The sequence below is a fragment of the Mediterraneibacter sp. ICN-202921 genome, assembly GCF_037890075.1.
In the GTDB taxonomy this organism is placed as follows: domain Bacteria; phylum Bacillota; class Clostridia; order Lachnospirales; family Lachnospiraceae; genus Mediterraneibacter; species Mediterraneibacter massiliensis.
This window is the reverse complement of record NZ_JBBKBE010000022.1, coordinates 1-14,958: the sequence shown is the minus strand read 5'-3', so window position 1 is coordinate 14,958 and position 14,958 is coordinate 1. Positions and strand designations below refer to the sequence as shown.

13 protein-coding genes are annotated in these 14,958 nt (G+C 40.0%); 11 read left to right on the top strand and 2 right to left on the bottom strand.

The features are described 5' to 3' along the window. Nucleotides 1–281 precede the first annotated feature (281 nt). The gene (locus WKT01_RS12730) at nt 282–1,151 is read right to left on the bottom strand and encodes a MurR/RpiR family transcriptional regulator (RefSeq protein ID WP_340312602.1); all 870 of its coding nucleotides are present in this window, start codon (nt 1,149–1,151) and stop codon (nt 282–284) included. Nucleotides 1,152–1,381: 230 nt separating this feature from the next. Here WKT01_RS12730 and WKT01_RS12725 point away from each other — a divergent pair, with 230 nt between their 5' ends. The 10 genes from WKT01_RS12725 (at nt 1,382) to radA (ending at nt 11,166) form a co-directional block, all read left to right on the top strand. Beyond that, nucleotides 1,382–1,807 carry a PTS sugar transporter subunit IIA gene (locus WKT01_RS12725; protein ID WP_340312601.1) on the top strand — a complete coding sequence of 142 codons (426 nt, stop codon included), beginning with the start codon at nt 1,382–1,384 and terminating at the stop codon, nt 1,805–1,807. 13 nt (nt 1,808–1,820) lie between these two features. Further along, on the top strand, nt 1,821–2,303 hold the full coding sequence (locus tag WKT01_RS12720; RefSeq protein ID WP_340312599.1) for a PTS system mannose/fructose/N-acetylgalactosamine-transporter subunit IIB: 483 nt from the start codon (nt 1,821–1,823) through the stop codon (nt 2,301–2,303). Nucleotides 2,304–2,319: 16 nt separating this feature from the next. Then, nucleotides 2,320–3,123: a PTS mannose/fructose/sorbose/N-acetylgalactosamine transporter subunit IIC gene (locus WKT01_RS12715; protein WP_340312597.1), complete on the top strand. Its 804-nt coding sequence runs from the start codon at nt 2,320–2,322 to the stop codon at nt 3,121–3,123. Then, the gene (locus tag WKT01_RS12710; RefSeq protein WP_340312595.1) at nt 3,116–3,946 is read left to right on the top strand and encodes a PTS system mannose/fructose/sorbose family transporter subunit IID; all 831 of its coding nucleotides are present in this window, start codon (nt 3,116–3,118) and stop codon (nt 3,944–3,946) included. Before WKT01_RS12715 ends, WKT01_RS12710 begins: the two co-directional genes overlap by 8 nt. Before the next feature lie 21 nt (nt 3,947–3,967). Beyond that, entirely contained in the window at nt 3,968–5,188 is a 1,221-nt protein-coding gene (locus WKT01_RS12705) for a hypothetical protein (protein ID WP_340312594.1), read from the top strand. A 126-nt stretch (nt 5,189–5,314) separates the two neighbouring features. Then, entirely contained in the window at nt 5,315–6,154 is an 840-nt protein-coding gene (locus WKT01_RS12700) for a mannose-6-phosphate isomerase (RefSeq protein WP_340312593.1), read from the top strand. Between the two features lie 209 nt (nt 6,155–6,363). Then, nucleotides 6,364–6,732, top strand: coding sequence for a GntR family transcriptional regulator (locus tag WKT01_RS12695; protein ID WP_059066844.1), 369 nt, complete (start codon nt 6,364–6,366; stop codon nt 6,730–6,732). Nucleotides 6,733–6,744: 12 nt separating this feature from the next. Next, nucleotides 6,745–9,186: an ATP-dependent Clp protease ATP-binding subunit gene (locus tag WKT01_RS12690; RefSeq protein ID WP_340312592.1), complete on the top strand. Its 2,442-nt coding sequence runs from the start codon at nt 6,745–6,747 to the stop codon at nt 9,184–9,186. Between the two features lie 94 nt (nt 9,187–9,280). Further along, nucleotides 9,281–9,694: an endosialidase gene (locus tag WKT01_RS12685; protein ID WP_340312591.1), complete on the top strand. Its 414-nt coding sequence runs from the start codon at nt 9,281–9,283 to the stop codon at nt 9,692–9,694. Between the two features lie 107 nt (nt 9,695–9,801). Then, nucleotides 9,802–11,166: a DNA repair protein RadA gene (gene radA / locus WKT01_RS12680; protein ID WP_340312590.1), complete on the top strand. Its 1,365-nt coding sequence runs from the start codon at nt 9,802–9,804 to the stop codon at nt 11,164–11,166. Nucleotides 11,167–11,264: 98 nt separating this feature from the next. Here the strand turns inward: radA and WKT01_RS12675 are convergent, their stop codons facing one another. Further along, nucleotides 11,265–11,849, bottom strand: a complete 585-nt coding sequence (locus tag WKT01_RS12675; protein ID WP_340312589.1) for a TetR/AcrR family transcriptional regulator — start codon at nt 11,847–11,849, stop codon at nt 11,265–11,267. A gap of 305 nt (nt 11,850–12,154) precedes the next feature. Here WKT01_RS12675 and WKT01_RS12670 point away from each other — a divergent pair, with 305 nt between their 5' ends. Next, nucleotides 12,155–14,203: an FAD-dependent oxidoreductase gene (locus WKT01_RS12670; RefSeq protein WP_340312587.1), complete on the top strand. Its 2,049-nt coding sequence runs from the start codon at nt 12,155–12,157 to the stop codon at nt 14,201–14,203. The last annotated feature ends 755 nt before the right edge of the window (nt 14,204–14,958 follow it).

The following is a 14,958-nucleotide window of genomic DNA, read 5'->3' as shown; positions in this document are numbered from 1 at the left end:
ATCCAAATAAACCACTTGCTATGCAAGCAATGTCGTCAACTTAAGACATATTCAAAAATATAAAAAAGATAAAAGTACTTGACAAGATGATTGTTGTGCGCCTGACGGCGCACGTTTCTAATCGGTGAAAGTCTAGAAGCCGCCCGGCAGTGGGAAGGATATAGTCGAAAGCAAGGGCATCCAGCAAGAGTTAACTGACCGTATATATTGAGATAAGTACACTCTGTCTTTAGTGAGGCAAGTTGATATTTCAAAACTAGATGGGTGTGAGAGGATGGCGGTTAATCATCGTCTCTTACTCGATTATGTGAAATATTTCGTTGCCCGATTTCAATTTCGAGAGTCTCATACATTTTATTGACAAGTCTGTCATATGCAGCAAAATTTCTTTTAAAAATAGAGAAAAAGATAGAATCTAATAAATAAAGCTGTGAACATTTGATGGCAGAATTGTTTAATGTAGTTGGTATGTCAAAGGAAGAAGATTCTAAGGTAATAGTAGACATAGTCCCTAATTTGTTTTGACTAGATCCTACTATAGAAATAATAGGGATACCATAACTCTTAGCAATTTCTGCAATTCTTAATGTAAATAATGACTTTCCTGAATGAGAAATTAAAAATACTACATCAGAAGATGTCATATCTCGTAAGATGGAGGCGGTTGTGTAGAAATCATTTTCACAGTATGAGTTTAGGCCGATTTCTCGTAGCTTGTTGGAAAGATAATGAACCATCAATTGAGAATTATAGGTACCGAAGCAAAGGATTTTATTGGCTTTTGTAAAGCGATCGGCAATGTTATCAAGAGTACTGTCTTTTATACTCTGAAAAGTAGACTCTATTGTCTGTATATAAAGATCTTTCATTTTTTCACATGTCATGATATTAGATTCGTGTTCTTGTATTTCAAAATCATTCGTTGTAGAAAGAGTTTCTATTTTAAAGTCTAAGAGAAGACTTCTTATGGAGCTATATCCCATTTTTTGTGAAAAACGTGTAATGGTAGATTGACTTACACCAATAGCATCGGCTAATTGCCTGGAGGTTAAAATATCTAGATTGTTTTTATTAGCTAATATATAGTTAGCAATACGAATTTCAGAATAGGTAAGCGTTGAATGAAGTTCTCGTAGTTTATTTGATAACATAATTCTCCTCCTATTAGATAATGATTTTTTATTATAAAAAATCATATCATAAGAAAGGTTATAAATACAATGATTAATCAAAAAATTCATAATAATAAAACATAAAACGTCAAAATGAACAAAAATAATCAAAATATTTATATATAATAAATAAAAATGAAATAAATGATTGACTTAGAAAAAAAGAGGGGGTAATATCGTATATAGAAAGAAAAGGAAGGAGGAGTAAAATGGCAAAAAAAATACTACTGGCTACACATGCGGGGATGGCATCAGGTATGCAAGAAACTTTAAAGTTTATCATGAATGAATTGGAAAATGTATATACGCTATGTGCATATACGGAAGAAGAATATCCAGAAAAGTATGTGGATCGTTTTATGGATGAACTTTCAGAAAATGATACTTTGCTTGTACTTACGGATTTAGAGGTGGGAAGTGTCAATCAAATTTTTTTGAAAAAACTCAAAAATCGAAAATTTTATCTTATTACAGGTATGAATTTTGGCCTTTTGCTGGAACTCTATTTATTGCCGGAAAACGAAGTGAGTCAGAAAAAAATTAAAGAAATTGTAGAAATATCAAAACTAGGTACGAAATGTATGTGTTTGGAAGAAATGGAAGATTTAGATCAAAAGGAAGATACATTTTTTTGAGAGGAGAAGAAAAATGATAGTTGGAGTAAGATTAGATGAAAGATTAATTCATGGACAGACTTTGACGAATTGGATTGGATTATTGGGATCAACACATGTTATTGTTGCCTGTGATGAGGTCGCAAATGATTCACTTCAAGTATCTGCACTTAAGATGATAGTACCTTCTAATTTAAAAACCGCGATCGTTACATTGGAAAAAGCAGCACAGTTGTTAAATGATGAACGATCTGCTAAACTGAAAATTTTTGTTTTGTGCAGAACACCTCAGGATATTTTAAAATTGTGTATGCATGTCCCGGAAATTAAAGCAGTAAATTTTGCGGGATATGGTTTGTTAATGAAGACAAATACACCTAATAAAAAGGTAATTGTTCCAGGGTATCTTTTATTGGATGAAGATGACGAGAAAGTAATGAAACAGATTCAAAATAGAGGTATTGAATGTTATTGTCAGGTTGTGCCATCTCAGCCTAAGAAACAACTGGAATTTTAAAGGAGGGAGAAAGAATATGTTAATATCAGCGTTATCTGTTGCTGCAGTTGTATGGTTTGGATATACAGGCGGGTATACATTTCCACTTATTATGGTGGGAAGACCGATTATAGTAGGCCCTCTCGTAGGGGTACTTTTAGGAGATTTCCAAACTGGTTGTATTTTAGGAGCACAGTTAGAAGTTATGTATTTAGGAATTACAAATGTAGGAGGAACAGCAGGAACGGATGCATGTACTTCATCAGCCATTGCTGTAGCCATGGCAATTCTTTCAGGTTTATCTAATGAAGAGGCAATTGCATTGGCAATTCCGATAGGTGCTATAGGACAAATATTCCGTGGGTTTGAGCCTGTAATTGGAGATTTACTTCAACCAATTCCAGACAAGTTCCTTGAAAAAGATAATCAGTTTATGTATAGTGTTAGCGCATTTTTGTGTCATGCAATTATGCTTATGCCTGGAACAATTATTACATTTATTGCGGTTATGTTTGGGGGCAGTTTCGTAAATTCAGTTCTGGATAGTATGCCTCAATTTATATTAGATGGGATAACGGCTGTAGGATCCATGCTCCCGGCTATAGGATTAGGCATGATGCTTTCGTTATTGTGGAATAACAAATTTGCTATTTTCTTTATTCTCGGTTTTTTTGTGACCAAATATACAGGGATAAATGTTTTATTCCTTTCAATACTTGCAGTTGTTTTGGCGACACTGGATTATTATTATACACCAAAGAAAATGAAGAATACGGCAGAAGTCCGGGAAGAAAATTTAGTGATGGCAGACAGTGGAGAGGAGGGGTTTTTTGATGAGTAGATTAAAAGAAGGAATTCCGAAAGGGGAGTTAAAAATTTTAAAACGTATTTATTGGCGTTCACAGAATTATGGTATGTTATGGTCTTATAGTAGATGGTGCGGAAATGCGACTACGTGGATATTATATCCATTTATTAACTGGCTTTATCCAGATTCAGAAGATAAAGAAAGAAAAATCGCAGCTTTGAAGAGAGAGCAGGGATTGATGAATATCAACCCTCAAATGGCGCCGATTATTTATAGTTTATTTATGAATATGGAAAAGGAAGCTGCAAAAAATCCAGGCTTTGACGTGTCATCTATTGCAGCTATAAGAGCTGCTCTGCAAGGCCCGCTTTCAGGAATTGGTGATTCAATTTTCTGGGTTACATGGAGATTGGTCTCTGCAGGCGTTGCGCTCCCGTTATGTATGTCAGGAAATGCATTTGGACCATTATTATTTTTCCTGTTATTTAATATACCCAGTTATATTGTGAGGTATGTCTTACTATATTCTTCATATAAAATGGGAGATAAAATCATAACACAAGCAGAAGAAAATAATATTATGTCCAGTATTATTCGTGCGGCATCTATAGTGGGATTGATTATGGTTGGATACATGGTTGCGGCAAATGTTGCAGTACCTTTGAACGTATCCATGACTATTTCTGATCAGACAGTAAATATTCTAGAAATGATAGACGGTATAGTCCCTGGAATTCTATCATTAGGATTAACATATGTAATTACTAGATTATTAAAGAAAAGGGTTAAAATTATATATATATTTCTGGGAATTTTTGTAATAGGAATCCTAGGGGCGGCAGTCAATATATTTTAACAGATTAAGGAAGTTAAGACGATGAAAAAAATTAAAAATGTAGTTGTTATAGGCGCAGGTAAATCTGGGCGAGGATACGTAGGAGAATTATTATACGACGAAGGAATAGATATTACTTATGTTGATGTTGATAAAGAGTTAGTTGAAAAAATGCGTGATCAAAAATATTATACGGTGTATAAATATGATGATCATGGTCATGAAGAAATTGTGGTAGTAGATAAATATCAAGTATTACATCCACTTTCTCAACATGAGGAATATTTAGAAGCTATGGAAAAGGCGGATTTAATAATGACAGCGGTTTTTCCGGATGCATTTGAGCAGCTAGCAAAAGATTTCACAGAGCTACTTAGAAGAAATATGGACAGGCAAAGGGATAAAAGAATTGTAATCACCTTAGGAAGTAATTATGTTGGATTAAAAGAAAAATATGATGTTCTAATGAGAATGTTCTTAAATGAGAATGAAATCGAATATTATAAAAAGTATTTCTTGTTTGTAGAATCTATCATACTTAGAGTGAGTTCTATGCCGACAGTGGAACAGGAGATGAAAGATAAGCTGAGCATACAAGGCGGCAATAGGCCGACATTACAGGTAAATCGGTGTATTACAGAAGCTTTTAGAAGTGAGGAACTTCCTGATTTTTTTATTCTGGAAGAAGATACTCTTAAAATTATGAGATTGAAAATATGGAAGGCAAACACATTACACTGCTCATTAGCATTTATGGGAAAATATTATGGAAAACAGTTTATCTATGAATGCGCCAGAGATGATCAAATTAGTAAATATGCATTTTATGCCTCGGAAGAAGGTGATAATGCATTGGCAAAATTATATGGGGCATCTACAAAATATTCAGAGGCAGATTTGACAGATACCTGGAAAAGCTATCAAGATGATAATTTACAAGATTTTGTTGATCGTGTGGGTGCGGATCCAATTCGTAAGTTATCTAGAAATGAACGCTTTATCGGACCTGCTCTATTATGTATGAAGTATCATATTTTTCCGTACTTCATATGTAAGTGTGCAGCATATGGCTTTTTCTATTCAGATAAAACAAACGGAGATATTGTGTCAAAAGTAAAAGAAGAAGGAATAGAAAAGACGATTGAAACAGTATGTGGATTAAATCTAATGGAACAGAATGAAAAGTTAATATATGATATGATACTGCATTCATACTATGAAATTTTGCAGGAAAATCCAGTTCGAAAATTAACCTGTAAATAGTAGATGAGATGAAAATAGAAATTATGGAGGAAAAATGGAAAAAAAATTTATAGAGTAGAACCAATTTTAGAAGAAAGGGTATGGGGCGGACAAAAAATCAGAGAAAAATTCCATTACAAGACAGACTTGAAAAATATAGCACAGGTTTATCATGTTATTGCTATTCCAGGTCATCTTGATAATAAAATGGAAACGGGAGAATATTTATCTGAATTTTATCATAAAAATAGAGCACTTTTTCAATGCCAGGCAGAGGATCTTCCGGTAAGATTGGTGACTTGCTGTGCGGCAGCACCGTTATCTATTCATTTACATCCTCATGATGACTATGCACTTGTCCATGAAGGTATGCGTGGGAAAATAGAAGGAGGAGTTGAAATAGAGGCAAAGGATGAGTATTATACAGCCAGAGTTGGGCATGTGGCGAAAACAAGAGAAGAATTTATAGAAATGGTTGAAGCAGGTGACTTTGAAAATTTAATGGGTAGAGAAGAACGAAAAGTTGGAGAATTTCATCCAGTACCATATGGACAGTTACATGGTGGGAGTGGAGATGGACAAAATATAGATGTTGCCTGGTCAACCAATGGAGATGTAACATATAGACTTTATGACAGGGGGAGAAATGATCCAAATAGAAAATTACATATTAAGGAGGTCTTAGATACGGTTCCAATACCAGATAACCCTGTTGAGTATGTTCAGCCTATTCCTTATAAACAAAATGGATGTTTGTTATATGATTATTATGCAGAACCAGGAGAATATGTGGCGAGAAGGATTAAGAGTGATGAAACAGCTGAGTTTCAAGATGATAAATTTATGTTTATTCTATGCGGAGATGGTTCGGGCTATATTAATGATATTTCGCTTCATCCAGGTGAAACAATATTTGTTCCAGCTGAATATGGAAAATTATCTTTAAAGGGTAAGATGGATCTGTTTATATTGTCGTATATAGAATGATTGGTATAGATTTTATATGTTAAAGAAAAGAAGCATATATGAAAAAATCTTACTTACAGAGGACAGCAACTGATGTTTTGGATGCTGTTCTCTTTTTGTTAGAATTATTATAGAAATAAAGGAGTGAAATGCATAGAGTTGTTTATATATTGAATTAGTAAAAAGCTTGTGCTATGATATCTATAACAATGCAGTGAGGAGAAGAGAACATGCTGATAGAAATAGATTTTAACAGTGAAGAGGCAATTTATATACAGCTTCGCAATCAGATCATCCTGGGAATCGCAACATCTAAAATGCAGGAAGGAGATTCTCTGCCGTCGGTCAGACAGCTTGCGGACACAGTCGGTATCAATATGCATACGGTCAATAAGGCATACAGCGTCTTAAAGCAGGAGGGATTTATCAGTCTGGATAAACGACGCGGCGCAGTCATTGCATTGAATATCGATAAGCTACAGGCGTTGGAAGAGATGAAACACCAGATGCAGATCATTCTGGCGAAAGGCAGATGCAAGAATATTTCGCGGGAAGAGATCCACACTCTGGTAGACGAGATCTTTGATGAATACGAATAACAGGAGGGATATATGCAGGATCAGTATACAAAGCAGGCGCTGCATGCTATTCAATATGCGAAGACAGTGGCGAAAAAATTAAAACATCCTTATGTCGGGACAGAACATCTTCTGCTTGGACTTAGGAATGAATATACAGGCGTGGCAGGGCAGATTCTGTCACAGAACGGAGTGGAGGAGGAAAAGATACTCCGTCTGATAGGTGAGCTGATCTCACCTAAGGCAGATGTCCTAAACGGACAAAATCCGAAAGAGAGCCCACGTTTTGTATATATTTTAGAAAACAGTGCAAAGGAAGCCCAGAGGCTTCATACAAAGGAGATTGGAACAGAACATCTGCTCCTTTCTATGATACGGGATGTAGAGTGTGTGGCTACAAGGGTGCTGATCACACTGAACATTAATCTGCAGAAGATTTTTCAGGATATCATGACGGCGGTCGGTGTGGATGCCAGGGAATATCAGGAAGAACTGCAGGAAGAGGCAAAAGGCAAAGGAAGCATGCTTGAGCAGTATGGGACGAATCTGACGCAGAGGGCGGAAGAGGGGAGACTGGATCCGGTCGTCGGGCGTGAAGCGGAGATTTATCGGCTTATGCAGGTGCTTGGTCGCAGGACAAAGAATAATCCCTGTCTGGTGGGAGAGCCCGGCGTCGGAAAGACTGCTATTATCGAGGGCCTGGCGCAGAGGATCGCCTCCGGTGTCGTGCCGGAGACGATGAAGAGGAAAAAGATCTATACGCTGGATCTTCCTGGTATGATCGCAGGTTCCAAGTATCGGGGGGAATTTGAAGAGCGTATGAAAGGTTTGATTGCAGAAGTAGAGGCGAGCGGGCATGTTATTTTATTTCTGGATGAGATCCATACGATTATCGGTGCGGGCGGTGCGGAAGGCGCGATCGACGCCTCCAGCATTTTGAAACCATCATTGGCGAGAGGTGAACTGCAGCTGATCGGCGCAACGACCATTGCCGAGTACAGGAAATATATTGAAAAAGACGCTGCTCTGGAACGTAGATTCCAGCCGGTTTCCGTAGAAGAACCGACAACAGAACAGTGTGTGGAGATATTGGAAGGTCTAAAAGAAAAATATGAGAAACATCACCATGTTGTGATTACAGAGAAAGCTGTCAGCGCCGCAGTCAGTATGTCCAAACGGTATATTACAGACCGGAACCTTCCGGATAAGGCTATCGACGTGCTGGATGAAGCATGTTCCAGCATCAGTTTGAAAGGATATAAAGTTCCGGAAAGATTAAAAGAGACAGAGGAGACGGTGCGTGATCTGATCCGACAGAAAGAAGAGAAGATAAAAGCAGGGCAGTTTGAGGAAGCCGCACAGATCCAGGAGGAACAAAAAGAGGCAGAAAAGAAACTGGAAGGTATGAAAAAGCGGTTTGCAAAGAAAAGTTCCAGTCTGCATCCCTCTGTGACAGAGCAGGATATAGCAGAGGTTGTCTCTGTCTGGACAAAAATACCGGTACAGAAACTGGCAGAGAGCGATGCGCAGCGTCTGCAGAAATTGGAGCAGGAACTGCATAAAAGAGTGATCGGGCAGGAAGAGGCAGTCAGTGCGGTGGCACGGGCTGTAAAAAGGGGAAGAGTCGGTTTGAAAGATCCAAAACGTCCGATCGGATCCTTTTTATTCCTTGGTCCTACCGGGGTTGGAAAAACGGAATTATCCAAAGCGCTTGCGGAAGCGCTGTTTGGAAACGAGGAGTCGATGATACGGGTCGATATGTCCGAATATATGGAGAAACATTCTGTGGCAAAGATGATTGGTTCTCCTCCGGGATATGTAGGACACGAGGAAGGCGGGCAGCTCAGTGACCAGGTACGGACACATCCCTATTCCGTCATTTTGTTTGACGAGATCGAAAAAGCCCATCCGGATGTGTTTAATATATTGCTGCAAGTTTTGGATGACGGTCACATTACAGATTCGCAGGGGAGGAAAGTGGATTTCTCCAATACTGTGATCATCATGACTTCCAATGCCGGTGCAAAGGCGATCGTAGAGCCTAAGAAACTGGGATTTGCTGTAAAAGAGGATCCGGCAGACGACTATAAAAAAATGAAGCAGAACGTAATGGACGAGGTAAAACAGATCTTCCGTCCGGAATTTTTAAATCGTATAGATGAGATCATCGTTTTCCATGCATTAGAAAAAATCCATATGAAGAAGATTGTTTCTTTGATGTGCAAAGAATTCACAAAACGGCTGCAAGAACAAATGCAGATCCAGCTGAAGCTGCGTGAGTCGGCTAAGAAGTATATCGTAGAAAAAGGCACAGACGCCAAATATGGCGCAAGGCCGCTTAGAAGGGCGATCCAGACAGAGCTGGAAGATAAGATCGCCGAGGCTGTATTGAATGGGGAGATCCATGAAGGAGATACGGTAGAAGCCGGAGCCGCCAAGAAAGGTATCCAGTTTTACTGTGCAAAAAATCAGTAGAAAAGTGAGTGGTTTTATTATATAATAAATAAAATAAGAAGCGGAGGAGCTTCAAAAACAGAAGATTTGCAAAATACCTAGGAGGATAAGGAAAATGGCAGCAGTAAAAGAGTTATTACGCACGGAAGAAGACGGAACACTTAGTTTTGGGGATTATACATTACAGTCCAAGACAAAACTAGATAATTTCGAATTTGAAGGCGATATTTATAAAGTAAAGACATTTTCTGAAATTACGAAGTTAGAGAAAAACGGCATGTTTGTGTATGAGTCTGTGCCGGGAAGCAGTGTAGAAAGATTTAAAGAGACGGATACAGGCGTGGTCTTTGAGGTGACGGCTCCTGAAGATGTTCAGTTTACACTGGAGCTGGAGCCGGAAAGTGAATATGAAGTATGGATCAACGATAAAACCGCAGGGAAAATGACGACCAATCTGAGTGGAAAGCTTAGTGTGAGTATTGAACTAAGCGCAGATGAAAGCGCAAAGGTAATGGTGGAAAAGTGCTGATTTTAAAGTAAGCAAATAGTTGGGGTGGATGTTTGTCGTCCACCCCAAATTTAATGGAATGGATTAGAGAGCCAGAAGAAAAGTCGGAATGAAAGGTACGGTATAATATGGCAAAGGGAAACAAAAGTATATTTTTCTGCCAGAATTGCGGACATGAAGAAGCAAAGTGGCTGGGACAGTGCCCTGCGTGCGGAGCATGGAATGCTTTCGTGGAAGAAAAGATAAGTGCCGGTGTCAGCCGCGCAAGTACGGTGACGGCAAGGTCAGCCAGAGAGACGGCGCCGGTTTCGCTGTCTAAAGTGAGCGCATCGGATGATGTGCGTATTGAGACAACGATCAAGGAACTGGATAGGGTATTGGGCGGTGGGATTGTTCCGGGATCTCTTGTCCTGGTGGGAGGAGATCCCGGGATCGGAAAATCTACACTGTTACTGCAGGTGTGTCAGAAACTGGCTGAGATGAAGAAGATCCTTTATATTTCCGGTGAGGAGTCACAGACGCAGATTAAACTGCGGGCAAACCGCATGGGAGAATTTACAGAAAATTTGCTGCTTCTATGCGAGACAAATCTGGGGATCATCCGGGAGGTCATTGAGAAAGAGAGACCGGAATTGGTGATCATCGATTCCATCCAGACGATGTACAGTGAAGAAGTCACTTCTGCTCCGGGAAGCGTATCCCAGGTAAGAGAATCTACGAATGTATGTATGCAGTTGGCAAAGGGACTCTGCATTCCTATTTTCATAGTCGGACATGTGACGAAAGAAGGAACCGTTGCAGGACCTCGTGTCCTGGAACACATGGTAGATACTGTGCTGTATTTTGAAGGGGATCGGCATGCGTCTTACCGCATTTTGCGCGCTGTAAAAAATAGATTTGGCTCGACTAATGAGATTGGTGTGTTTGAAATGCGTCAGAATGGACTCAATGAGGTGGAAAATCCATCGGAATACATGCTGAGCGGGAAACCAGAGAATGCCTCCGGTTCGGTTGTGGCATGTTCTATGGAAGGTACCCGGCCGATCCTGATAGAGATACAGGCATTGGTGTGCAAAAGCAATTTCGGTATGCCAAGGCGTACGGCGGCAGGGTGTGATTATAACAGAGTCAATCTTTTGATGGCCGTGTTGGAAAAGCGGATCGGACTTCCGCTGTCCGGTTATGATGCATATGTCAATATAGCAGGGGGGATCCGGATGAATGAGCCGGCGATTGATCTGGGGATCGTGATGGCTTTAGTGTCCAGCTATAAAAATCACCCCATAGATGAAAAAGTGATCGTATTCGGTGAAGTAGGACTAAGCGGAGAAGTGCGTGCAGTGAATATGCCGGAGCAGCGAGTGGCAGAGGCAAAGAAGTTAGGCTTTGAAACCTGCATCCTGCCCGCTGTTTCACAAAAAATGGCAAAGGGGATTGCGGGGATCAAAATCGTGGGTGTGAAGACGATCAGAGATGCCATAGATTTTATATAAGGATTTAGAATAATAAACTTAGCAATTGTATAAAAACAGAGGGACTGCCTATGGATCAAAGAATTAAGAAATCCGGATCCAAGGCAGTTCTTCTATTTTTAATGGGCGTAATGCTCTAATAAAATATCCAGCATCTTTGCTGTACGATTTTCCAGAGAATAAGAACCTTCATGTAATCCCCAGTCGTAGATGATCCCACGGGTCAGGCAGAGAATCTCCTCGGTAATCTCCGCGGCAGATCCATTCAATACAGCAGAGTCGATTCCGGATTGAATGGATTCTTGAATTTTCTGATAGAAGAAACGAGAAGGATTCAGAATATATTTCTCTGAGCAGGAAAGTTGGTTCTTAAAATACTGCATAGCTGCAAAAGGTCCCATCTTACGCATCGAATTAGTCTGGATAGAAACGAGAAAACGGATCCTGTCAATGGAAGCATCCGGGTGAGAATGTTCCCATTCTTCTTCTGTCTGTGCATCAAATAGATGATACCCTTCTTCTAATATATCGTCTTTGCTTTTGAAATGATGATAAAAAGCCCCCACAGATACTTCTGCGGTTGAACAGATTTCCTGTACAGTAATCGTCTCATAAGCTTTCTTGGCAAAGAGGGCAAGCGCACATGTAAAAATTTTTTGCTTTGTGGCAAGCGCCTGCTTTTGTCTGTTTGTTTGAGGTTTCATAAAATATTCTCGACTTTCTTAAATTTATAAAGATAGAATACCATAGGTGAGAAACGCCTGACAAGATAAGTCTGTGTGATTTATCTTTTTGAAAATATGCAGAGAGGTATTTGTATATATTTAACAAAATAATATTCGCCGAATTGTATTCTGTTACCATAGTTATTTTTTATAGTCTGTGCTATGATTACTATTAAGAAAGATTCGGAAATTCGCGCCTATATATCGGAATACACAGACAACAAAGCGGCGCTTTCTGAATCAATGAAAATAGCGAGAAGCAGTTTAAAAAGGAGGAAGTACAGATGGCAACGAAATATGAACATTTATTTTCACCGGTAAAAGTCGGAGGCGTAGAACTCCCGAATCGTATTGCGATGATGCCTATGGGTGTCTTTTCACCGCGGCTGATGAATCCGAAGACCGGCGCTTATACCAAAGACGGAGCGGATTACTATATTGAACGTGCGAAAGGAGGAACCGGTCTGATCATTACGGGACTTGCACCGATTATCCCTATGCCGTTTATGAATCCGGTGAATCACCCCGAAGAATATATTGAGCAAATGAAATACCTGACAGAAGGAATTCACAAATATGGCTCTAAAATCTTTATTCAGTTGACTGCTATGACAGGAAGAGCAGCACATCTGGAAAATGAAATCTCATGGAAGATGCTTCCGGCGCCGGCTCCGATCCAGAATGTATGGGATCCGACGATCAAAAACCGTGGCATCACGAAAGATGAGATTCATCTCTATGTCAAGAACTTTGCACAGGCAGCCTATGAGGTGCAGCAGGCAGGTGGAGACGGTGTGGAAATCCATGCTGTACATGAAGGATATCTGCTGGATCAGTTCGCAATTGGTTTCTATAATAAGAGAGACGATGAATATGGCGGAAGCTTGGAGAATCGTCTGCGTTTTCCGAAGGAAATCGTGGAAGCGATCAAAGAAAAATGCGGCAAAGATTTTCCGGTTTCTTTACGCTTCAGTGTGCGCAGTTATGTAAAGGACTTTAACCGTGGTGCCCTCCCGGGAGAAGAATATGAGGAAAAAGGAAGAAATCTGGAAGAAGCAATAGAGGCTGTCAAATTACTGGAGTCTTATGGCTACGATATGCTCAACTGTGATAACGGCAGTTATGATTCCTGGTTCTGGGCTCATCCGCCGGTATACATGCCGAAGGCATGCAATCTGGCAGATGTGGAAAAGGTAAAAGAGGTTGTATCTATTCCGGTTGTCTGTGCCGGACGTTTTGATGATCCGGAACTGGCAGACAAAGAGATTGCCGAAGGCAAAATCGATATTATGGGTATGGGACGTCCGCTGCTTGCGGATCCTGAACTTGGCAAGAAATTTTATGAGGGAAGGCTGGATGATATACGTCCGTGTATTTCATGCCATCAGGGCTGTCTGGGTCGGATTTTCCAGGACAAAGATATCAGCTGCGCAGTAAATCCGGCATGTGGACGTGAGAAATCGTATGAGCTGCAGCCGGCGGAGCAAAAGAAGAAAGTGCTCGTGATCGGCGGCGGACTTGGAGGTATGGAAGCGGCTCGTGTATGTGCGATACGTGGACATGAAGTGGATCTGTATGAAAAGAACAGTGAACTGGGCGGTGTATTTATTGCTGCTGCAGCTCCGGAATTTAAGGGTGATGACAAGAATTTGCTGAAATGGTACAGAAAACAGATGTGTGATCTGGGAGTAAATGTACATCTGAATACAGAAGTGACGGAAGAGATGACTTCCGGCTATGATGAAATCTTTGTTGCAACAGGCGCAAAAGAACGTAAGCTTGCTATTCCGGGATTTGATGCAGAAAATGTGACCTATGCGGTAGATACATTACAGCATGTAAAGGTAGACGGTGAGAATGTTCTGGTCGTAGGAGGAGGTCTGACGGGATGTGAGATTGCCTACATGCTTGGGAAGGAAGGCAAAAAAGTTACGATAGTAGAAATGACAGAAACCATATTAAATGCGTTTGGTCTGTCTGCGGCAAATTACAACATGTTGATGGAGCTTCTGGATTATTATAAAGTAAAAGTTATCAAAAATGCTGTGGTTGAAAGTTATAAAGATGGTATCGCAACTGTAGTTGAAACTGAGAAGAACTACCCGAATACTGCAAACCGTGCAAAGCGAATGTTTGCGCTGGGCGTGCAGGGAATGAAAGTGAAACATGAGATTCCGGCAGATCATATTGTGGTATCGGTAGGCTACATACCGGAAAATACATTGTATGAAAAAATCAAAGGCGATCATGTATATCTGATCGGAGATGCAGATCAGCCAACGAATGTTATGGATGCAGTCTGGTCGGCTTATGAGACAGCAATGAAACTGTAGAAAAGCACAGTACGTTACTATGAACATATAATGTGACCCAAGGAGCTGGCGCGAAGGCGGAATAATAGTCTGCCAGAGTGAACAGCTCCTTTTGCGTGCGGAAATATTAGAGAAAAAAGCAGTCGGGAAGACTGGCTTAAACTAGAAAAGGAAATATATTTATACACACAGTGATATATCGTCTGAATTGATTGAATTGCCTGAATTGTGCGAAATATATAAAAAAGAGAAAAAACATTGACAATTTACGAATGAGATGATAAGATAACATTCGTCGCTGAAAACGACAGGCACATAACTGAGAGCAGAAGGAGAACGGGAGCCGCAAGGGATTGGAGAGCGACCGTAGTCGGAAGCAAAAACAACGGTAAAACAACTTTGAAAAAGTTGTTGACAAATAAGAAGTTATGTGATAAATTATGTAGGCTGTCACTTGACGGACAGCAAAAAAAATAAAAAAAGTTCTTGACAAGCGATAATGAGCTTGGTAATATAAAGAAGTTGTCGCTAAAGAGCGAGACGGAGAACCTTGATAACTGAACAATAGACAACGATCCTTGAAAATTCTTAAGAGAAAATTCAAAGAACGGTTTGGAAAACGAACCAAGAACAGTAAAAGGATAAGAATTAGCTAGTAGTTAATTCTGGTCCGGACGAACAAAGAAGCTCCAACAGTTCTAAACTCGAGGGAAACCTCGTTAAGAACATGCGGAGCGTATAAACGGTAAGACTTGAAAGAACCAAGTCCAACCTTT

What these genes read in the sequence shown, in the direction of transcription:
- WKT01_RS12730 (WP_340312602.1), bottom strand. Translation starts at nt 1,151, where the DNA reads ATGTTATCAAATAAACTACGAGAACTTCATTCAACGCTTACCTATTCT.
- WKT01_RS12725 (WP_340312601.1), top strand. Translation starts at nt 1,382, where the DNA reads ATGGCAAAAAAAATACTACTGGCTACACATGCGGGGATGGCATCAGGT.
- WKT01_RS12720 (WP_340312599.1), top strand. Translation starts at nt 1,821, where the DNA reads ATGATAGTTGGAGTAAGATTAGATGAAAGATTAATTCATGGACAGACT.
- WKT01_RS12715 (WP_340312597.1), top strand. Translation starts at nt 2,320, where the DNA reads ATGTTAATATCAGCGTTATCTGTTGCTGCAGTTGTATGGTTTGGATAT.
- WKT01_RS12710 (WP_340312595.1), top strand. Translation starts at nt 3,116, where the DNA reads ATGAGTAGATTAAAAGAAGGAATTCCGAAAGGGGAGTTAAAAATTTTA.
- WKT01_RS12705 (WP_340312594.1), top strand. Translation starts at nt 3,968, where the DNA reads ATGAAAAAAATTAAAAATGTAGTTGTTATAGGCGCAGGTAAATCTGGG.
- WKT01_RS12695 (WP_059066844.1), top strand. Translation starts at nt 6,364, where the DNA reads ATGCTGATAGAAATAGATTTTAACAGTGAAGAGGCAATTTATATACAG.
- WKT01_RS12690 (WP_340312592.1), top strand. Translation starts at nt 6,745, where the DNA reads ATGCAGGATCAGTATACAAAGCAGGCGCTGCATGCTATTCAATATGCG.
- WKT01_RS12685 (WP_340312591.1), top strand. Translation starts at nt 9,281, where the DNA reads ATGGCAGCAGTAAAAGAGTTATTACGCACGGAAGAAGACGGAACACTT.
- radA (WP_340312590.1), top strand. Translation starts at nt 9,802, where the DNA reads ATGGCAAAGGGAAACAAAAGTATATTTTTCTGCCAGAATTGCGGACAT.
- WKT01_RS12675 (WP_340312589.1), bottom strand. Translation starts at nt 11,849, where the DNA reads ATGAAACCTCAAACAAACAGACAAAAGCAGGCGCTTGCCACAAAGCAA.
- WKT01_RS12670 (WP_340312587.1), top strand. Translation starts at nt 12,155, where the DNA reads ATGGCAACGAAATATGAACATTTATTTTCACCGGTAAAAGTCGGAGGC.